Origin of the sequence: Mesomycoplasma neurolyticum (assembly GCF_900660485.1) — a bacterium.
Taxonomy (GTDB): domain Bacteria; phylum Bacillota_I; class Bacilli_A; order Mycoplasmatales; family Metamycoplasmataceae; genus Mesomycoplasma_A; species Mesomycoplasma_A neurolyticum.
Window position 1 is genome coordinate 452,449 of the sequence record NZ_LR214951.1, and the last position, 22,300, is coordinate 474,748.

Genomic DNA, 22,300 nt, shown 5'->3' on the forward strand with positions numbered 1-22,300 from the left:
TTTTAATAAATGTTATCCTTTAACTTTTAAATTATAATAAGTTTGTATTTCACTTTCTAATGAATCATTAACTGGTTGAAGAAAAGCATAATTTACTTCATAAATATTGTTTTCATCTGTATCTTCATCAACTGAAAAGCCATTTTTTGTTTGATATTTTTGTTGACTCTTATAAATATTTAAAGCTAATTTTGTTGAATTTTCTTCAGCTTCAGTTTTAATATCATCAAGTGTTATATTTTCAATATTTTTTAAAACATTAAAATCAATATTTACTTTTGAATTATCATTTTTTTCATCAACATCTAATCTTTTATCAATTAAAAGGTAAACTTCTTCATCATTTTCTGAGATTCTTGCTGTTTTTACAGCATCGTTAAAATATAATTTTTCTATTAAAAAATAACTATTTTTTAATGAAGGTGTGTAATTTACATAATCAAAATTAGCAAGAGAGTTTAATAATTCAAAATTAATAGTATAACCTTCGCCAGAAATTTTAATCCAGTTCCCTTCTTCATCTTGAATTTCACTGTATTCAACTTTTTCTAATGATTCTAAAAGCATTTCATCGATTGAACGATCTTCAAGATAATAAATATTTTCATATAGCTTATCTAAAAGTTTTTCTTCATGTTCATTTGTAATATTTTTAGAAAAAACTCATCCATCAAGAAGGGTTAAATTATTTTTTGGTCTAACAATTTTAATTGCTTGCCCATCTTCTACTGTGCTAAAGTTATCTTTGGAATAAAAAGCATCAATTGCATCTCCATTGTATAAATAAACTACTGATGTAGGTTTTTTATTATCAATTACTGTTGCTAATAGTTCTAGACCATTTGGAATGAAAACATTATGTTTTGTATTGTTTAATGCTTCGCCAGTTGCTTCTTTAACAATAGTTGTAAATGAATTAATTTGTTTTTTATATGAAAAATCACTTTGGTTATCACTTTCTACTTTTCCACTATAAAAATCAAAATTTTTCTTATCCAAAGAAATTTTTTCACTACCAAGGAGTAAATTATCACGCATTGCTTCAGTTCAACCAAAATTTTGATAACCATAAGATCTTAAAGTTTTAAAAATACCTAAAAAACTTTGATCATCAAAATTAATACCATTTTCTCTTATATCTTCTTTTGTCTTATTATCCCATGATGCAATATTACTTTTTAAAGGTTTTTTTTCACCATTTTCATCATAGTCACCAACTGTATAAACTATTACTTTGTCTTGAATATAATATGGGATTGTGTATTCTCAAAGTTGATCTTCAACACCATCACCATCAAGATCATAAACTTTTTTACCATCAATTTCTTTATATAAAAATTGATTATATTTATCTAAATGCTCAAGTGTTTGTTCACGAGCAATTGTTTTGAAAGCTTCTCTTCTAATTTTTAAATCTTTACTTTTGAATTTATTTGATAATTCTTGATTATTTTTGAATAAATAAGCATAATTAACTTTTTTAATCAAACCTTTTTTAGCATCTTTAGCAATAGCAAAGTCAGAAGAAACACCGCCTATTACTCTATTGTCTTGAAGCAATTTTTGAAATTCACTTAAATCACCAAATTCATGATAAGTAAAATCTTTTTCAAAATTATTTCGGAGTTCAGGCTTCATATAAGCTTGATAATTTAATACCAAAGGTTTAAAAGGGCGTTTAATTTTATACACAGTTAGAAAACTAATACCTAAAATTAAACTAAAAATACCTATTATTAGTCCGATTATTTTTTTATACTTTTGCATGTTTTTTTCCTTTTTTTAATTTAATAATAATTCATACAACATTACCAATTAAGGTTGCACAAAGCATAATTGTTCCAAGAGCTAATGATCAAGTTTTAAATTGTCCTTGATATAGATTAACACCTATTGTTGATGCATTAGATGTTATTCTTGTTATGATAAAATCATCAAAAGAAAAGAAAAACACAACAACGCTGCTAAAGAAAATGGATGGTATCATATGAAAAAGATAAACTCTAAATCATGTTTGAAGTTTGCTATAACCTAAATCTTGTGAAGCTTCATACACTGACATAGAAAAGTTTTCACTACGAGGATACATTAATAAAATCCCATAAGGTAATGTCATAGTAATATGAGAAATAATAGCTCTTATCATTCCTTCGTTATTAGAATTTAAAATTCCAAATAAAAAACTAAGAATTATTGCAAGTGAAATTGCTGTAATAATATCAGGATTAATCAATGGTATATTAGAAGTTATATTTACATATCTTTTTGGTAATTTTAACTTTTGTTTTCAAATCGAAAACACAGTAAAAAGGCTAATAACCAAAACAAAAAACACTGTAACAATACCAATAATTAAAGAATTAATTAGTGCGTTTATAAAATTATCAGAAACTAAATAAACATAACCTTCAAAAGTGTGTTTATTTCAAGAAGTCGAAACAAAACCTTTATCCGAAGGTTTATTGAAAGAAAAAATAGCACCTAATAATAAAGGTATATAAAAAGCAATAATAATTATTCAAACATAAGTTTTTTTAAAAATCTCATGTTTTTGAAAAAAATCTCAAATTTTACTCATATTTTACTCCTTTTAATTTTGATAGAATTAATGGAAAAATATAAATAAGACCATAAACAGAATATAAAACTACAATAGTAATTAAAACTAATGATGAAACTTTTGCTAAATCAAATGGATTTGAAGGATTGGAACTATTATTTATTAAATTACCAATTAGTTGTTTTTGACTTCCTGAAGGAAGTAATTTATCTGAAATTATAATACTTGTAGCTGCCATTAAAAACACTAATGCTATTCCAGAAAAAATTGCTTTTAAACCATAAGGTAAAACTACTTTAATTAAAGTTCAAAATTTGTTATATCCTAAATCAGCTGATGCTTCTAAAATATTTTTAGGCATATCACTAAAGACTGTGTATAAAGGAATAATCATAAAAGGTAAATTTAAATAAATTAATCCAATCAACATAAAAATTTCATTATTAATAGTAGGTTCATCAAAAATCATTACAAACAAAACTCTTAAAGAAAAAATTTTTGAAATTGTAAAAATTATTAATGGTGAAACAATTAATGAAATAGCATAAATTTTAAAAAATTTAGATTTAATTGTTGATATAAAAAATGAATAAGGCAGTGCAATAACTAAGCAAATAAAAGCTGTTAAAATACCTAATCAAACTGACCTTCACATAATTTTTCATGTTGTTGAATTTTTAATTAAAACAAAATTATCTGACGCTTTACCATCTTCATCCAAAACAGGTAAAACCGCTTTGAAAAACAATAAAATTAAAGGTAAAACAATAAAAATAAATGCAAAAAAAACATATGGCAAAATCATTCCTAAACGAATATTTGCTAATGATTTAAATTTGTTATATGCTTTTAATAACATTATTATTCAAACCCTTTTTTATCTAGCGGCATTAAATGTAATGCATCATCATCTCAGCTTAATTTTACTTTTGTTTTTTCAGCATATTTTTCTGTTGTTTCAACATAAATAATTTTATCTCCAACCAAAACATCAATAAAATAGTATGAACCTTTGTAAACAACTTTTGTAACTACTCCATCTAAAAATCCTTTAGTTAATGAAATAACAACATCTTCAGGTCTAACAAGTCCATCTAAAATTTGATTAGGATAAAATTTTTGTAATGTTTTTTTATCTTCATCTCAGTAAACTATTTTATTTAAAAGTTCAACTTTGTGTTTTTCTAAATATTTAACTTTAAAAAAATTAGATGCTCCAATAAAATTAGCAACTCATTTGTTTATTGGATAATCATATATCTTGTTTGGTGTATCGTATTGCTCTATTTCTCCATCTCTAATAACAGCAATACGATCTGACAACTCTAACGCTTCATCTTGATCGTGAGTAACAAAAACAAAAGTTATATTTAATTTTTTTTGAATAGTTCTTAACAATTGTTGCATTTTTTGTCTAATTTTAGCATCTAAAGCTGAAAGTGGCTCATCTAGCAATAAAATTTGCGGCTCTACAACTAAACTTCTTGCTAATGCAACTCTTTGTTTCATCCCACCTGAAAGTTCACTAATTTTTTTATTTTCACTACCTTCAAGACCTACAAGTTTAATAATTTCATTAACTTCATTTTCCATTTCATTTTTTGTAATTTTTCTTGTTAAATGTCTCTTAGAAAAAGCTTCAACCTTAAAATTAACATAATTTTCTCAATAGGAATATTTAAAATCAGAATCATCTAATCAATCTTGAATTTTTTTCTTTTTTAATTTAGAAATTTTTGGTTGTTTTAGTTCATTTTCATACTCAATTTGAATTTTGTCTAAAATAGCCATTTTTTCTTGTGCTTTTTTAACTCATAAAACTTTTTTCTTTTCAAGCAATTCATATATTTCTTTTTTTACATTATCTTTTGGATATCTTTTTAATTTAAGTCCATAATTAATATTGCCTTTTATACCTAAATGATTAAAAAGTGCATAATCTTGAAAAATTGTTGAAACATCTCTTTTATTTGGTGATAAATCTTTAATATCAATATCATTAAATTTAATTTCGCCACGAGTTGTTCATTCAAAACCACCAATTAATCTTAAAATAGTAGTTTTTCCTGAACCTGATGGTCCAAGAAGGGTTATAAATTCACCTTTATTAATTTTAAGATTAATATTTTTTAAAACTTTTTTATCCCCGAATTCTTTATCCACATTAACTAAATTAATTAATGGTTTTGTTGAATTCTTAGAATATTTTTCTGAATTTTTAATAACATTCATTTTATAAAAAAACCTTTCTATATTAAAATATTAATAAGAATTTGAAAAACTTCATTATATAAAGGGTGCAATAAAAAAATCCCTTCTCTAATGAAGAGAGATGGGGAATTTATCATAAAAAATCATTATTGACTCTTTAACTTCAAAATTTATGCCAAAATAAAATAAAAGTATAATAATATACTTTTTTATAAACATAATAATTTGTTGCTTTAAGAGTTCCATATCAAATAATTTTAACAAAAATATTATTTTTTGCTAAAAATTAATTAATAGTTTTTTTCAAATTGTCATCTTCATTTATCTAAAGATAAAATTATTTCATCAATCATAGGCTGTACAGTTGCACTAAATGAAAAAGTTACAGATGTTATTAATTTTAAAATTTCTTCTAAATAATTAACAACAAGTTGTGTACTATCTTCTTTAAAAGATAATGATGTATCTTCTTTGATTCTAGATAATTGTTCTATTTTTTTGCTATCGACAATAGCATTATGATGAAGCATCACTAATTTTTCAGCAGTCATATCAATAAACTCTAAAATGTCAGCTCTAAGTTTGTCAGTTTGTTTGTGAATTGTAAAAAAATGCAGACCACTAATATGTCAATGAATATTTGAAATATTTTGATATGCAATTTGCAAAGTAGATTGTAGGGTTTCTAAAAAAAATAGTTCATTTTTATTGTTTTTCATAATAACTCCTTTGTTTTTTCAAAAATTTAGTTCATAAATTTTAATATAAAAAAAATGGTGGAGATGCCGGGAGTTGAACCCGGGTCCACACAAAAACAATAATAAAGGTTTACAGTTTAGTAGTTTTTTGAAAACTAGTTTGAATTATAAAACTATCAAAATTTATTCACTAGCCACCATTCGAAAGATTAAATTTATGGTGATCAATTTAATCTATGATTTAATGTTTTTTAATAAAACAATCCGCTATTTTAAGCGAAAGAAAAATTATAGTTGTTATTTGAAGTTGCTAACATATTTAATGTAACATCTTCTTTTTTAGCTTTTCCGTTTAATTGAAGCCTAGAAATATTTATGGTTTATTAGACCACTGAACTTTAGAATTGCTTATGAATGTCGAAGCCATTACACCCCCAAATTAGAAATGTACTTAAAATTTTAACACAAAATATATTGTATTTTTAAAAAATAGTGTAAAATAATGTTATTGCATTTGCAACTAATAATATTTTTATCTATTTATTAACATAATTTAATGTTATTCAAATACAAAGGAGGCTAAACATGGCAATAGTTCCTAAGCGTAAAACTTCAAAACAACGTAGAAATAAAAGAAGAACACATGACGCTTTAACTATCCCTAATCTTGTAGAATGTAAGGAATGTTCAAATAAAATTCAACAACACAAAGTATGTATGTTTTGTGGATTTTACAAAGGTAAAAAAGTACAAGGTTTCACTGGATTAAATGATAAATAATTTTTAATATCTCCATTTGGAGATATTTTTATTACAATATAATTATAAAAATAAATTTTAAGGAGTGAATAATGTATAAAAATATAAAACTTAAAGACATAGAAATACAAGAAGCGATTAATGCAGAGTTAAAAAGACAAAGTGATCATATTGAATTAATAGCTTCTGAAAATTATGTTTCAGAAGATGTACTTAAAGCAACAGGAAGTATTTTAACCAATAAATATGGTGAAGGTTATCCTGGAAAAAGATATTATGATGGTTGTGAAAATGTAGATAAAGTGGAAACACTTGCTATTGAAAGATTAAAAAAACTTTTTAAAGTAAAATATGCTAATGTGCAATCATATTCAGGTTCAACAGCTAATGCAGCTGTTTATGCTGCTCTTTTAGAACCTGGAGATAAAATTCTAGGATTAGCACTTAAATCTGGTGGTCATTTAACACATGGTTTTTTTGTAAATTTCTCTGGAAAAATTTACAAGTCTTATACTTATGAAGTTAATGATGAAGGATTTTTAGACTATGATGAAATTTTAAAAATAGCAAAAAAAGTAAAACCTAAATTAATTATTTGTGGTTATTCAGCTTATTCTAGAACTGTTGATTTCGCTAAATTTAGTGAAATTGCAAAAGCAGTGGGAGCTTATTTATTAGCTGATATAGCACATATTGCAGGTTTAATAATTGGGAATGTTCATCCTTCACCAGCAAAATATGCAGATGTTATAACTTCAACTACTCACAAAACTTTAAGAGGAGCAAGAGGAGCTGTAATTATGACTAACGATCAAAATATAGCAAACAAAATTGATCGTGCAGTTTTCCCTGGGCAACAAGGCGGCCCTTCTTTTCATTCTATTGCTGGTAAAGCAGTTGCTTTTAATGAGGCTTTACAACCTTTTTTCAAAAATTATGCTAAAGCAGTTGTAACAAATTCTAGAAAGTTTGCAAATCAATTTATTAAAATGGGCGCTACTATAGTCTCTGGCGGAACAGATAATCACTTATTTATAATAAATACAAAAAAAAGTTATAATTTATCAGGACATGAAGCTTCTATAGTATTGCAAAGTTTAAATATAACTGTTAATAAAAATACTATTCCAAATGACTCATTGCCACCAAGCATAACTTCAGGAATTAGACTTGGTACAGCAGCAATGACATCAAGAGGCTTTAAAGCTAAAGAATTTGTTGAAATCGCAAAAATTATAGATAATGCACTCAAAGAATCCAATAATAAAAAATTACATTCTAAATTAAAATTAGAAGTTGCAAAAATAATTAAAAATTTCCCAATTAAAAAATCATATTGAGAAAATTAAAAAAGGAATTAAAATGAAAAAATTTAGATTTAAAAGAATTTTTATGATTGTTACTGATTCATTAGGTATTGGTGATGATGGAAGACAACATGAATTTAATGATCAAGGTGCAGATACCCTTTGACATGTAAGTGAAAAAAGCGATATCTTAAATATACCAACTTGAAAAAAATTAGGTATTGGTGAAATAACAAAAGTATTTAAACATAATAATAGAAATAAAAACCATTTAGCTTATATGGCAAGAATAATTGAAAAATCAAATGCTAAAGATACTTTAGCTGGTCACTGAGAAATGATGGGGATTGAAACTAAAATACCAAGTCCAAATTTTGTTGAAAATGGTTTTCCAGCTGAATTAATAGAAAAACTTGAAAAAGCTTTTGATAATAGAAAAATTATAGGAAATAGAGCTGAAAGTGGAACTGTTATTTTAGCTGAATTAGGACAAAGAGAAATTGATAACAATGAAATTATTGTTTATACTTCACCTGATTCTACACTCCAAATTTGTGGTCATGAAAAATATATGACTTTAGATAATTTATATCGTTATGCTAAAGAAGCAAGAAGAATATGTTCTGAAAATCCTGCTTGAAATGTTGCAAGAATTATTGCAAGACCTTATGTTGGGGAAAATGGGAATTTTACTAGAACATTCAATAGACATGACTATGCAAATAAGCCACCTAAAGCTACTATTTTGAATAAATTACAGGAAAAAGGTATTAAAACAATTGCTATTGGAAAAATAAATGATATCTTTGTAAATCAAGGAATTGATGTGGTTTTTCCACCAGCTAGCGATGATGAAAACATGGATGTTGCAATTAATATTGCAAATCAAAAAACAGAAAATGAATTTATTTTTGTAAATCTTGTAGAATTTGATTCTCATTATGGGCATCGTAGAAATTTATTAGGTTATGCTGAAAATATTAACCGTTTTGATGTTAAATTAACAAAATTAATTAATGCAATGGATGAAGATGATTTGTTAATTATGACTTCAGATCATGGAAATGACCCTTCATTTCCAGGAAGTGATCACACAAGAGAAGCATTGCCATTAACTGTGTTTTCTAAATCATTTAAAGGTAAAAATAAAAACCTTGGAACACTTTCTGGTTTAGGAACAACAGGTAATATAATTGCAAGAAATTTTGGTTTAGAACTTATTGACACAGGCGAAGATATTTTTGATAAATTAATTTAAATTTTGTGAAAAAACAAACATTTTTTTTAATTGGTGGTGCTGGTTATATTGGAAGTGTTTTTGCTTGAAAATTATTTGATTTAAAACAAAACATTATTATTGCTGATGATTTATCATCTGGAAATAAAGAGTTTTTACCACCAAATATTTTATTTTATGAAATAGATTACAAAAATTATTTAGATCTAGAAAAAATTTTTTTAAACAATAAAATTGATATAGTTGTAAATTTTTCAGCATACATAAAAGTTGGAGAGAGTGTTGAAAATTCACTAAGTTACTATAAAAATAATTTAATTGGTCTTATAAATATTTTAGAATTAATGAATAAATACAAAATAAATAAATTACTTTTTTCTTCATCAGCTGCTACATATGGACAGTTAAATAAGAAAAAAATCAAAGAAACAGATATTCAAAATCCAATTAATCCTTATGGTTTTTCGAAATTATTTGGTGAACAAATAATTTTAGATTATGCAAAAAATAATAAAAATTTTAAATATGGAATATTAAGATATTTTAATGTAGCTGGTGCTGATTCACAACTAAGAAGTGGTCTTTATTCTAAAAACAATAATTACTCTTTATTAATTCCTGTTATTTCTAATTCTTTGTTAGAAAATAAACAAATATATTTATTTGGTAATAATTACAAAACTAAAGATGGTACATGTATTAGGGATTATATTCATGTTGATGATTTAGCAAAAATTCATTTTTTAGTTTCACAATATTTGGAAAATAATCCTAGTGAAATATTTAACATAGGTTCATCAAAGGGTTATTCTAATTTAGAAATAATTCAAAACTTTGAAAAAATAGTTGATCATAAAATTAATTTTCAATTCAAAAGCAAAAGGGAAGGTGATCCTGATATCTTAATTGCAAGTACAAACAAAATTAAAAATCTTTTAAATTTTAAAAATAAATATAATTTAAAAGATATAATTTCTCATGAATGAAATTGGAGAAAAAAAATAAAAAAATACATAAAATAAAATTATGTATTTTTTATATAAGATATAGGAGTTTTAAAAACATATGGTGCCAACAACAGGAATTGAACCTGCGACCGCATCCTTACCATGGATGTGCTCTACCTACTGAGCTATGATGGCAATATTGTTTATATTATAATATAATAAAAATAAAAAAAATATTTTTTTTTAGATTTTAATTAAAAAAGGAAAGTTAATGTTTAGATTTTTTGTAGACCAAAAAGAAAAAAATTATTTTTTACTTAATAAAGAAACACTAAACCATATAAAAGTTAGTAGAATTCAATCACAAAAATTTATCTGTGTTTATAAAGAAGAATTTTATATAACAATTTTAGAAGCAAATAAAGCTAAAATTCTTGAAAAATTAAATGAAAATCATGAATTTAAAAATGATGTCATAATTGCTGCTTCTATTATAAATACCAAAAGATTTGAATGATTAATTCAAAAAGCAACAGAACTAGGTGCTACAAAACTTTTTCCAATGTATTCAGAAAATGTTGTACAAAAATTAGGGAATAATATTGAAAAAAAAGTCGAGAGATGAAATAAAATTGCTAAAAGTGCTTCAGAACAATCATTTCGTAACAAAGCAATGATTGTTGAAATGCCATGTTTTTTTGATGAAATTATAAAAGAAAAAATTTTAAATAAATATATTGCTCATGAAAAGTGCAATAATAACAATAATTTAAATGAATTGTATGAACAAAATTCTATTTTTTTAATCGGTCCTGAAGGTGGCTTTAGTGAAAAAGAAGTTGAATTAGCACAAAAAAATGGTTTTCAAACAATTTTTTTAGGTAAAAGAATATTAAGAGCTGAAACAGCTACTCTTTTTATTCTTTCAAGAATTAAGCAATAAATTAATTATAGGAGAAAAAATGAAAATAGGAATATTTGGCGGAAGTTTCAACCCAGTGCACAATGCACATATTAACATTGCTAATTTTGCAATAGAAACTTTAGAATTAGATAAATTTTATTTTGTACCTACTTTTAAATCCCCATTTAAAAAAAATGAAAAAAGCATAGATATAAAACATAGAATAAAAATGTTGGAATTATCTAAACCTGAAAAAAGTGAGATTTCACTTTTTGAAGTTAAAAGAAAAGGTGTGAGTTATACAATTGACACAATTAAATACTTTCAAAAAAAATATCCTAATAGTAAATTATACTTATTTATTGGTTCAGATAATTTACCAAAACTAAATAAGTGAAAAAATATTAAGGAAATAAGTGAGATTGCCAAAATTATTGTTTTTAAAAGAAGTAAAAATATTAACAAAATTAATTTAAAAAAATATAATTGCAAATTATTAAATAATAAAATTTATGAAATTTCTTCAACTCAAGTTAAAAAAGGTGATTTTAGTTTCTTAAATCCAAAAGTAAATGAATATATAGCTGAAAATTATTTATACATTGACGATATATTAAAAAACACACAAGAAGCTAAAAGGCATAAACATTCAATTGCAGCTGGTAATCTTGCTGCTAAATATGCTCAAAATTTAAAATTAAATGTTAAAGAAGCATGATTTGCGGGTTTATGTCATGATATAACAAAAAATTGAACTCTAGAAAAACATAGAATGTTTTTAAAACAAAATAATATCGATGATAAAAAAATAAAAGATTATCAATTGCATCAATTAACTGGATCTCTTTGATTAAAAAATGTTTATAAATTAAAAAACGAAAATATTATAAAAGCTATTAGTGTTCACACATCATTAGCAAAAAATTTATCATTGCTCGACAAAGTTGTATTTATGGCAGATAAACTTTGTCAAGGGAGAAAATTTGAAGGTATTCAAAAAATTAGAAAATTATCTTTTGAAAATTTTGAAGAAGCTTTTAAATTAATTGTTAAAAAAACAAAAAACTTTAATTTATCTAAAACCGATGTTTCTAAAGAACAACTAGAAATCTATAATTATTTAATTGAAAAGTAAATTTTAAAATATTTTTGTAATTTTTAAAAAAGTAAAAAAAGTAACAAAAAAAAGGCAAAAAAATCTTTTTTTTAGCTTTTTTTTTTTTTTTGTCAAAAATACATATAATGAAGTAATGAACAAAAAAAATAATATTTTAAAACAAAAAAGAAAAATGGCTTTTCTTATTTTAGGTTCAGTTGCCACAATAGCAATAATAGCTACTGCAATCGCTGTTCCTTTATCAAAAGGTAAAAAAACAAAAATTACTAATGAAGATAAAAAAACAGAAAAAGAGCCAACACAAAAAGATATTAAATTAAAAACATTACAAATTGTTGAAAAAGAAAATAAAGAAATTGAAATTAAAGCAACTTTTGAAAATGTAGATGACAATACTGAGGCAAAAATTGAATTAAAAGATGAAGAAAATCAAGTATATAGTTCAAGTGAAAAAATTATTATCCAAAATAATCAATTACTAATTGACACTAATTTTTTAACATTTGGTAAAAAATATACTATTACTTCAATAAAAATTTTAGATTCAAAAAATACAAATAATGATCTTAATTTGGATCTATCAAAAATTTCAACTGAAGAAAAAATAGTTGATAAAACAGCTTCAATCAAAAATAATCAAATAATTTTAGATAATAATGATTTAATTAAAAATGACAAAACTGAAATTACTTTTAGTTTTGTCACAACTAAAGAAAATATTCAAAACAAAAAAATAGACATCAAAAAAACAATAGATAAAAATGATGCAATTGATATTCCAACAATAGATGAAATAAAAAATCATGAAAACACATTAGGTTTTATATGAAAACTAAAGTCATTTTCAATGAATAATAAAACATATAATGTAAACGAAAAAGAAAATAAACCATTAGATTTATCTAAAATAACACTTGGCGACATTACACAAGAAGCAACTCAAAATTCATCTTCTAGTAATAATGAAGAACAAAAAGCAACAATTTCAATTGATTTAAGTTTTGAAAGTAAAATAACTATTGAACAAATGAAAAAAAATAAATTTACACTTCAATATGTTAATGAAACAAATTCAAAAGATATATCAAAAAATGAACAACAACCTGAAATTATTGAAAAAGATGGTAAACAACAACTTAAATTTGAAATTTCTTTTAAACAATCTAATCGTAAATATAAATTAGATAAATTAATAATTAATGATTTTGCGGAATTTTCTAAAGAAAATGAATTCAAAACTAAAGAAAGCAAAACTGAAATTGCAACTCTAAGTTTAAATGCAACAGATGTTGATGAAATAGCATTTTCTGCTGAAATTAATTCAGAAGACGCTCCTTTTACTTTGGGTCAAAAATATGTGGTTATTTATAAAGATGTTGAAACAAACACAGAAAAAACATCTGACGCTGTTACTTTAGAGCAAGTTCAAAACCCATTAGAAGATGACAATAAACAAAACAAAAAAGCAATTTTAAAAGGAAAAATATCAAATTTAAAAGAAAATAAAGAATATGAAATTGTTGGTATTAAAGCTGTTGAAAAAAATACAACAAACAACACCGAAGAGCCGCACTATAGCGATTTTATTGCTAATAATAATTATGCAAGCAAAAATTTTGATTTTAATGATTCTATTACTAATAAAAAAGCAAAAACACTTGATAGTTCAAAAACACAGATAAGAAAAGTAAGATCTATAGATACTAATGGAACTGAAGCTGAATTTTTTGAAAAGACTTCTTCTTTCAAAATGGAAGTAGAATTTGAAAATATTTTTAAAAAATGAAAAAATCATACAATAGTCTTAAAATATAAATCATCTTTTAATGATGATGATGGAAGTGTTCTATTTGCAGCAAACATCACAGATGAAACACAAAAAGGTAAAATTAACTTTGAAAAAGTACAAGATAGCGAATTTAAAGGTAATAGAATTTATAAATTTGAAAAATTTTATTTAGTTAAAACACCTGAAGCACTAAACACAACTTCTTTAACAAAAACTGATAATGAAGGTAATTTACCAATAGAGGAAAAAAATAAAAATACTTTCAAGACAAATCCTACTGATGGAAAAAATGCACTTAGAATAGTTAGAGCTGACCGTAGAAATGCAGAAAGAAATTTAACAATTGACTATTTTTCAGTAATAATAGATGATAAAGATAATATTTTATCTAAAGGTGAAAACTTAAGGATTGGTATTGCTTTAGAAAAGAAAAATAAAAATAGAGATATCAATTATCCTGATCTAGATTCTTGAGATAATAACAAAATAGAAATTAATAGTCAAAATGAGAAATTTATTAAAAGAACTGTTCTAGGAATAAAATTTAATGATGGTGATAATTATATTCATGATATAATTGCATCAAAAACTAACAAAAAAATTGCCAAAAATTTATGAGGCAAGAATGATGAAATATCAATTAAACATGATTATACAAATAATAACAAAAGGATTTTTGTTGGGAATAAAATTAAATTTGTAAATAAAAAATATGATTGAATTCAATCTATTGATGAAAACGGAAAAGTTAATGCTGAAATTGAGTTAGAAATGCTTTATGATGAAACAAATCAACACATGAAAGAAAATACATACCTTGGTAAGTCAGTTAAATTTAGAGCTGAAATGGTACAAAGCGCTCCAAGCTACAACCATCCAAAAGAAAATCCAAATTCACAAAGTGATAATGTAAAAATTATTGAACCAACTGTGCTAGAAGTAAAAAATGGGAAATTAAAAATTAAATTTACTGATTTAGTTTCAAATAGAAAATATTCTAATTTAAGAATTTATGCTATGTCTGAATATAACAAAAATAATATAAAAGAATTTAAAAATTCTAATACAAAATCAATAACAATTGATCGTTTATTAAATAATTTACCAAATATTTTAGATTTAAAAACAACACCTAGAGAAACCACAGTTGAATTAGTAAGTAAAAATACAAAAAATGAAAATAATAAACAAATGTTGGAGATCAAATACAAAATTAATTCATTAGATGAGACTTTAACTAATCAACTGCTAAAATTAAAACTTACATCAAAAGATAATAACACTTCATTTAGCACTTCTCAAGAAAAAAATATTACAAAAGAAGGCGATAATTATATTGTTACATTTGAATTTGAAATGATTGAAAATAATAATAATAATAATATAGAAAATAAAAATAATAAAATTTTAAAAAATATTGATTATTCAGTGGAATTAACTGTAGCAAGTGCTGTTGATTGAGCGTTTGATCAAAATGTTAAAGTTAAAGGTATAAACCAAGAAAGAAATAGAACTTTAATTAACAATGATTCAGAACATGATGACAGCAACATCAAAACAATAAATTTAAGTAATATGAATTAAATTTAATATTAATATAAATTAAAACAAAAAATCTTATAACAAACTTATATTTGCTATAAGATTTTTTTTAGTTTTTAGCAAAACATAAAAAAAGTTATAAATAATTAATGCAAATTTTACAATATAATTTTTGTATGTTTTTTAAATAATTCTATAAATATTAATAATAGTTAAAAGTGTTTTGAAAACATGTTAAAAACAAAATTTAGGCAATATTTTATTTATATAAAGATAATTATTAATCAAAAATTAAATTATGTTTTATTTTTAAAAAAGTAAAAAAAGTAACAAAAAAAAGGCAAAAAAATCTTTTTTTTAGCTTTTTTTTTTTTTGTCAAAAATACATATAATGAAGTAATGAACAAAAAAAATAATATTTTAAAACAAAAAAGAAAAATGGCTTTTCTTATTTTGGGTTCAGTTGCCACAATAGCAATAATAGCTACTGCAATCGCTGTTCCTTTATCAAAAGGTAAAAAAACAAAAATTACTAATGAAGATAAAAAAATAGAAAAAGAGCCAACACAAAAAGATATTAAATTAAAAACATTACAAATTGTTGAAAAAGAAAATAAAGAAATTGAAATTAAAGCAACTTTTGAAAATGTAGATGACAATACTGAGGCAAAAATCGAATTAAAAGATGAAGAAAATCAAGTATATAGTTCAAGTGAAAAAATTACTATTCAAAATAATCAATTACTAATTGACACTAATTTTTTAACATTTGGTAAAAAATATACTATTACTTCAATAAAAATTTTAGATTCAAAAAATACAAATAATGATTTTAATTTGGATCTATCAAAAATTTCAATTGAAGAAAAAATAGTTGATAAAACAGCTCCAATCAAAAATAATCAAATAATTTTAGATAATAATGAGTTAATTAAAAATGACAAAACTGAAATTACTTTTAGTTTTGTCACAACTAAAGAAAATATTCAAAACAAAAAAATAGACATCAAAAAAACAATAGATAAAAATGATGCAATTGATATTCCAACAATAGATGAAATAAAAAATCATGAAAACACATTAGGTTTTATATGAAAACTAAAGTCATTTTCAATGAATAATAAAACATATAATGTAAACGAAAAAGAAAATAAACCATTAGATTTATCTAAAATAACACTTGGCGATATTACACAAGAATCAACTCAAGATTCATCTTCTAGTCAAAAAGCAACAATTTCAATTGATTTAAGTTTTGAAAGTAAAATAACTATTGAACAAATGAAAAAAAATAAATTTACACTTCAATATGTTAATGAAACAAATTCAAAAGATATATCAAAAAATGAACAACAACCTGAAATTACTGAAAAAGATGGTAAAAAACAACTTAAATTTGAAATTTCTTTTAAACAATCTAATCGTAAATATAAATTAGATAAGTTAATAATTAATGATTTTGCAGAATTTTCTAAAGAAAATGAATTTAAAACTAAAGAAAGCAAAACTGAAATTGCAACTCTAAGTTTAAATGCAACAGATGTTGATGAAATAGCATTTTCTGCTGAAATTAATTCAGAAGACGCTCCTTTTACTTTGGGACAAAAATATGTGGTTATTTATAAAGATGTTGAAACAAACACAGAAAAAACATCTGATGCTGTTACTTTAGAGCAAGTTCAAAACCCATTAGAAGATGACAATAAACAAAACAAAAAAGCAATTTTAAAAGGAAAAATATCAAATTTAGAAGAAAATAAAGAATATGAAATTGTTGGTATTAAAGCTGTTGAAAAAAATACAACAAACAACACCGAAGAGCCGCACTATAGCGATTTTATTGCTAATAATAATTATGCAAGCAAAAATTTTGATTTTAATGATTCTATTACTAATAAAAAAGCAAAAACACTTGATAGTTCAAAAACACAGATAAGAAAAGTAAGATCTATTGATACTAATGGAACTGAAGCTGAATTTTTTGAAAAGACTTCTTCTTTCAAAATGGAAGTAGAATTTGAAAATATTTTTAAAAAATGAAAAAATCATACAATAGTCTTAAAATATAAATCATCTTTTAATGATGATGATGGAAGTGTTCTATTTGCAGCAAACATCACAGATGAAACACAAAAAGGTAAAATTAACTTTGAAAAAGTACAAGATAGCGAATTTAAAGGTAATAGAATTTATGAATTTGAAAAAATTTATTTAGTTGAAACACCTGGAGCACTAAACACAACTTCTTTAACAAAAACTGATGATGAAAGTAATTTACCAATAGAAGAAAAAAATAAAAATACTTTCAAGACAAATCCTACTGATGGAAAAAATGCACTTAGAATAGTTAGAGTTGACCGTAGAAATGTAGAAAGAAATTTAACAGTTGACTATTTTTCAGCAATAATAGATGATAAAGATAATATTTTATCTAAAGGTGAAAACTTAGGGATTGGTGTTGCTTTAGAATGGAAAAATAAAAATAGAGATATCAATTATCCTGATCTGGATTCTTGAAATAATAACAAAATAGAAATTAATAGTCAAAATGAGAAATTTATTAGAAGAACTGTTCTAGGAATAAAATTTAATGAAGGTGATAATTATATTTATGATATAATTGCATCAAAAACTAACAAAAAAATTGCCAAAAATTTATGAGGCAACAATGATGAAATATCAATTAAACATGATTATACAAATAATAACAAAAAGATTTTTGTTGGGAATAAAATTAAATTTGTAAATAAAAAATATGATTGAATTCAATCTATTGATGAAAACGGAAAAGTTAATGCTGAAATTGAGTTAGAAATGCTTTATGATGAAACAAATCAACACATGAAAGAAGATAAATATCTTGGTAAGTCAGTTAAATTTAGAGCTGAAATGGTACAAAGCGCTCAAAGCTACAAACACCAAATTCCAGGGCAACCTGATTCAACAACTATAAAAATTATCGAACCAACTGTGCTAGAAGTAAAAAATGGGAAATTAAAAATTAAATTTACTGATTTAGTTTCAAATAGAAAATATTCTAATTTAAGAATTTATGCTATGTCTGAATATAACAAAAAAAATATACAAGAATTTAAAAATCCTAATGCAACATCAATAACAATTGATCGTTTATTAAATAATTTACCAAATATTTTAGATTTAAAAACAACACCTAGAGAAACCACAGTTGAATTACTAAGTAAAAACCAAAAAAATGAAGGTGTTAATAAAATGTTGGAGATCAAATACAAAATTAATTCACTAGATGAGACTTTAACTAATCAACTGCTAAAATTAAAACTTACATCAAAAGATAATAACACTTCATTTAGCACTTCTCAAGAAAAAAATATTATAAAAGAAGGTAATAATTACATTGTTACATTCCAATTCGAAATAATTGAAAATAATGATAACAATGATTTTACTTTGAATAAAGAAAATAAAGATGATAAAATTTTAAAAAATATTGATTATTCAGTTGAATTAAATGTAGAAGGTCCTGTTAAATGAGCATTTGATGAAAGTATTAAAGTTAAAGGTATAAACCAAGAAAGAAATAGAACTTTAATTAACAATACTTCAGAACATACTGACAATAGTATCAAAACAATAAATTCAAATGATATGAATTAAATTTAATATTAATATAAATAAAAACAAAAAATCTTATAACAAACTTATATTTGCTATAAGATTTTTTTAGTTTTTAGCAAAACATAAAAAAAGTTATAAATAATTAATGCAAATTTTACAATATAATTTTTGTATGTTTTTTAAATAATTCTATAAATATTAATAATAGTTAAAAGTGTTTTGAAAACATGTTAAAAACAAAATTTAGGCAATATTTTATTTATATAAATATAATTATTAATTAAAAATTAAATTATGTTTTATTTCTAAAAAAGTAAAAAAAGTAACAAAAAAAAGGCAAAAAAATCTTTTTTTTAGCTTTTTTTTTTTTGTCAAAAATACATATAATGAAGTAATGAACAAAAAAAATAATATTTTAAAACAAAAAAGAAAAATGGCTTTTCTTATTTTAGGTTCAGTTACCGCAATAGCAATAATAGCTACTGCAATCGCTGTTCCTTTATCAAAAGGTAAAAAAACAAAAATTACTAATGAAGATAAAAAAACAGAAAAAGAGCCAACACAAAAAGATATTAAATTAAAAACATTACAAATTGTTGAAAAAGAAAATAAAGAAATTGAAATTAAAGCAACTTTTGAAAATGTAGATGACAATACTGAGGCAAAAATTGAATTAAAAGATGAAGAAAATCAAGTATATAGCTCAAGTGAAAAAATTACTATTCAAAATAATCAATTACTAATTGACACTAATTTTTTAACATTTGGTAAAAAATATACTATTACTTCAATAAAAATTTTAGATTCAAAAAATACAAATAATGATCTTAATTTGGATCTATCAAAAATTTCAATTGAAGAAAAAATAGTTGATAAAACAGCTCCAATCAAAAATAATCAAATAATTTTAGATAATAATGAGTTAATTAAAAATGACAAAACTGAAATTACTTTTAGTTTTGTCACAACTCAAGAAAATGTACAAAGCAAAAAAATAGATATTAAAAAAACAATAGATAAAAATTCTACAATTGATATTCCAACAATAGATGAAATAAAAAATCATGAAAACACATTAGGTTTTATATGAAAACTAAAGTCATTTTCAATGAATAATAAAACATATAATGTAAATGAAAAAGAAAATAAACCATTAGATTTATCTAAAATAACACTTGGCGACATTACACAAGAATCAACTCAAGATTCATCTTCTAGTCAAAAAGCAAAAATTTCAATCGATTTAGCTTTTGAAAATGGAATAACTATTGAACAAATGAAAAAAAATAAATTTACACTTCAATATGTTAATGAAACAAATTCAAAAGATATATCAAAAAATGAACAACAACCTGAAATTACTGAAAAAAATGGTAAACAACAACTTAAATTTGAAATTTCTTTTAAACAATCTAATCGTAAATATAAATTAGATAAATTAATAATTAATGATTTTGCGGAATTTTCTAAAGAAAATGAATTTAAAACTAAAGAAAGCAAAACTGAAATTACAACTCTAAGTTTAAATGCAACAGATGTTGATGAAATAGCATTTTCTGCTGAAATTAATTCAGAAGACGCTCCTTTTACTTTGGGACAAAAATATGTGGTTATTTATAAAGATGTTGAAACAAACACAGAAAAAACATCTGATGCTGTTACTTTAGAGCAAGTTCAAAACCCATTAGAAGATGACAATAAACAAAACAAAAAAGCAATTTTAAAAGGAAAAATATCAAATTTAAAAGAAAATAAAGAATATGAAATTGTTGGTATTAAAGCTGTTGAAAAAAATACAACAAACAACACCGAAGAGCCGCACTATAGCGATTTTATTGCTAATAATAATTATGCAAGCAAAAATTTTGATTTTAATGATTCTGTTACTGATAAAAAAGCAAAAACACTTGATAGTTCAAAAACACAGATAAGAAAAATAAGATCTATTGATACTAACGGAACTGAAGGTGAATTTTTTGAAAAAACTTCTCCTTTCAAAATGGAAGTAGAATTTGAAAATATTTTTAAAAAATGAAAAAATCATACAATAGTCTTAAAATATAAATCATCTTTTAATGATGATGATGGAAGTGTTCTATTTGCAGCAAACATCACAGATGAAACACAAAAAGGTAAAATTAACTTTGAAAAAGTACAAGATAGCGAATTTAAAGGTAATAGAATTTATAAATTTGAAAAAATTTATTTAGTTGAAACACCCGGAGCACTAAACACAACTTCTTTAACAAAAACTGATAATGAAGGTAATTTACCAATAGAAGAAAAAAATAAAAATACTTTCAAGACAAATGCTACCAATGGTAAAAACTCTTTAAGGATTTCAAATGTTGTAGGTGATGAAACTACAGTAAAAGATATCACAAGATTTACTATAAAAATTTATTTAGAAGATACTGATGATATTATAAAAGCTGAAACACCAATAAAATGAAAATACCACAATAGCAAAACTGGCAAAGATACAAATTTTATTCACAATGATAATTTCAACAATGATATAAAAATAAAAGTGTCTGATGATGGAAAAAAATATATTGATGTTTCTAGTGGTCAAAATGATTTTAACAAAAATAACACTTTAAAAGGATTACAAATAACTAATTTTAGTGAGCATGACAAAATTGCGCAAAATTTATGAATGAATAATGATGCAAACACAAAAGTTCTTAACATAAATAAAAATTATGAAAATCTAGATGATCAATTTGAATTTGGAAATCAAATTAAATTTAAAACAATTGATTATAAGTGAAATCAAAGTATAGAAAATAATAAAGTTAATGCTGAAATAGAATTTGAATTGTTATTTAATGATACAAATAAACACTTAAAAGAAACAACAACTTTTGGTAATTCACTTATTTTTAAAGCTGAAATGACACAGAGTGAAGCAGGATATAAGACACAAAAAGGTAAAATTGTTGCAACTAATGTATTTAAGATAAAAGACAATAAGTTAAAAATTAAATTTAATGATTTAGTTTCTAACCGTCAGTACTCTAATTTAAAACTTTATGTTATGTGAGATCCTGTAGATACAAATAAAAAAAATTTAGTTGAATCTTTACGAAAATTTAAAAATGGAACAGAATTAAAAAGTGTATTAAATATTACAACATTACAACAAATATCACCACTTATTACAGAACCTAGAGAAACCACAGTTGAATTAGTAAGTAAGCAAACAAAAGATAATAATGGTAAAAAAATGTTGGAGATCAAATACAAAATTAATTCATTAGATGAAGTATTAACTGATGATCAAAGGATAAAATTAAAACTCACTTCCAAAAATGAACAAAACAAATTTAGCACTTCACAAGAAAAAACAGTTCAAAAAGAAGGTGATGATTATATTGTTACATTTGAATTTGAAATAGCTGACAATAGTGATGATTTCACTAAAGGTATTGAAAATAAAAATGATAAAATTTCAAAAAATATTGATTATTCAGTGGAATTAACTGTAGCAAATGCTGTTGATAGACCATTTGATAAAAATATTAAAGTTAAAGGTATAAACCAAGAAAGAAATAAAACTTTAATTAACAATGATTCAGAACATACTGACAGTAGTATCAAAACAATAAATTCAAGTGATATGAATTAAA

At 23.5% G+C, this 22,300-nt stretch carries 14 protein-coding genes, 1 tRNA gene and 1 other RNA gene; 9 read left to right on the forward strand and 7 right to left on the reverse strand.

The annotated features are described in order from the left end of the window. Positions 1–12: 12 nt before the first annotated feature. From EXC65_RS01920 to ssrA, 6 genes are all read right to left on the reverse strand, one after another. Positions 13–1,767 (reverse strand): type 2 periplasmic-binding domain-containing protein, encoded by a 1,755-nt coding sequence (locus tag EXC65_RS01920; protein ID WP_129719811.1) that lies wholly within the window; start codon positions 1,765–1,767, stop codon positions 13–15. Beyond that, on the reverse strand, positions 1,754–2,578 hold the full coding sequence (locus tag EXC65_RS01925; protein ID WP_129719812.1) for an ABC transporter permease: 825 nt from the start codon (positions 2,576–2,578) through the stop codon (positions 1,754–1,756). The genes EXC65_RS01920 and EXC65_RS01925 overlap by 14 nt, the downstream gene beginning before the upstream one ends. Then, positions 2,571–3,419, reverse strand: a complete 849-nt coding sequence (locus tag EXC65_RS01930) for an ABC transporter permease (RefSeq protein ID WP_129719813.1) — start codon at positions 3,417–3,419, stop codon at positions 2,571–2,573. The genes EXC65_RS01925 and EXC65_RS01930 overlap by 8 nt, the downstream gene beginning before the upstream one ends. Before the next feature lie 2 nt (positions 3,420–3,421). Beyond that, positions 3,422–4,792 (reverse strand): ABC transporter ATP-binding protein, encoded by a 1,371-nt coding sequence (locus tag EXC65_RS01935; RefSeq protein ID WP_129719814.1) that lies wholly within the window; start codon positions 4,790–4,792, stop codon positions 3,422–3,424. 269 nt (positions 4,793–5,061) lie between these two features. Beyond that, a complete protein-coding gene (locus EXC65_RS01940; protein ID WP_129719815.1) occupies positions 5,062–5,490 on the reverse strand; it encodes a ferritin-like domain-containing protein in 429 nt (142 codons plus the stop codon). Between the two features lie 55 nt (positions 5,491–5,545). Further along, positions 5,546–5,905, reverse strand: a transfer-messenger RNA (tmRNA) gene (gene ssrA, locus EXC65_RS01945). Between the two features lie 149 nt (positions 5,906–6,054). Between ssrA and rpmF the strand changes: the two genes are divergently transcribed. The 4 genes from rpmF (at position 6,055) to galE (ending at position 9,794) form a co-directional block, all read left to right on the forward strand. Beyond that, positions 6,055–6,249, forward strand: coding sequence for a 50S ribosomal protein L32 (rpmF, locus tag EXC65_RS01950; RefSeq protein ID WP_129719816.1), 195 nt, complete (start codon positions 6,055–6,057; stop codon positions 6,247–6,249). A gap of 71 nt (positions 6,250–6,320) precedes the next feature. Then, positions 6,321–7,577, forward strand: coding sequence for a serine hydroxymethyltransferase (gene glyA / locus EXC65_RS01955; protein WP_129719817.1), 1,257 nt, complete (start codon positions 6,321–6,323; stop codon positions 7,575–7,577). Between the two features lie 13 nt (positions 7,578–7,590). After that, positions 7,591–8,793 carry a phosphopentomutase gene (locus EXC65_RS01960; RefSeq protein WP_129719818.1) on the forward strand — a complete coding sequence of 401 codons (1,203 nt, stop codon included), beginning with the start codon at positions 7,591–7,593 and terminating at the stop codon, positions 8,791–8,793. 5 nt (positions 8,794–8,798) lie between these two features. Next, positions 8,799–9,794: a UDP-glucose 4-epimerase GalE gene (gene galE, locus EXC65_RS01965; RefSeq protein WP_165001328.1), complete on the forward strand. Its 996-nt coding sequence runs from the start codon at positions 8,799–8,801 to the stop codon at positions 9,792–9,794. 44 nt (positions 9,795–9,838) lie between these two features. On the opposite strand, the gene EXC65_RS01970 is transcribed toward galE, so the two are convergent. Beyond that, a tRNA-Thr gene (locus EXC65_RS01970) sits at positions 9,839–9,914 on the reverse strand. Between the two features lie 76 nt (positions 9,915–9,990). Between EXC65_RS01970 and EXC65_RS01975 the strand changes: the two genes are divergently transcribed. The 5 genes from EXC65_RS01975 (at position 9,991) to EXC65_RS01995 (ending at position 22,299) form a co-directional block, all read left to right on the forward strand. Then, positions 9,991–10,662, forward strand: coding sequence for a 16S rRNA (uracil(1498)-N(3))-methyltransferase (locus EXC65_RS01975; RefSeq protein WP_129719820.1), 672 nt, complete (start codon positions 9,991–9,993; stop codon positions 10,660–10,662). 19 nt (positions 10,663–10,681) lie between these two features. After that, positions 10,682–11,758 carry a nicotinate-nucleotide adenylyltransferase gene (locus tag EXC65_RS01980; protein WP_129719821.1) on the forward strand — a complete coding sequence of 359 codons (1,077 nt, stop codon included), beginning with the start codon at positions 10,682–10,684 and terminating at the stop codon, positions 11,756–11,758. 115 nt (positions 11,759–11,873) lie between these two features. After that, complete coding sequence (locus EXC65_RS01985; protein ID WP_129719822.1) at positions 11,874–15,113, forward strand: hypothetical protein; 3,240 nt, start codon at positions 11,874–11,876, stop codon at positions 15,111–15,113. A 357-nt stretch (positions 15,114–15,470) separates the two neighbouring features. Continuing rightward, a complete protein-coding gene (locus tag EXC65_RS01990) occupies positions 15,471–18,707 on the forward strand; it encodes a hypothetical protein (RefSeq protein WP_129719823.1) in 3,237 nt (1,078 codons plus the stop codon). 355 nt (positions 18,708–19,062) lie between these two features. Further along, the gene (locus tag EXC65_RS01995) at positions 19,063–22,299 is read left to right on the forward strand and encodes a hypothetical protein (RefSeq protein WP_129719824.1); all 3,237 of its coding nucleotides are present in this window, start codon (positions 19,063–19,065) and stop codon (positions 22,297–22,299) included. The last annotated feature ends 1 nt before the right edge of the window (position 22,300 follow it).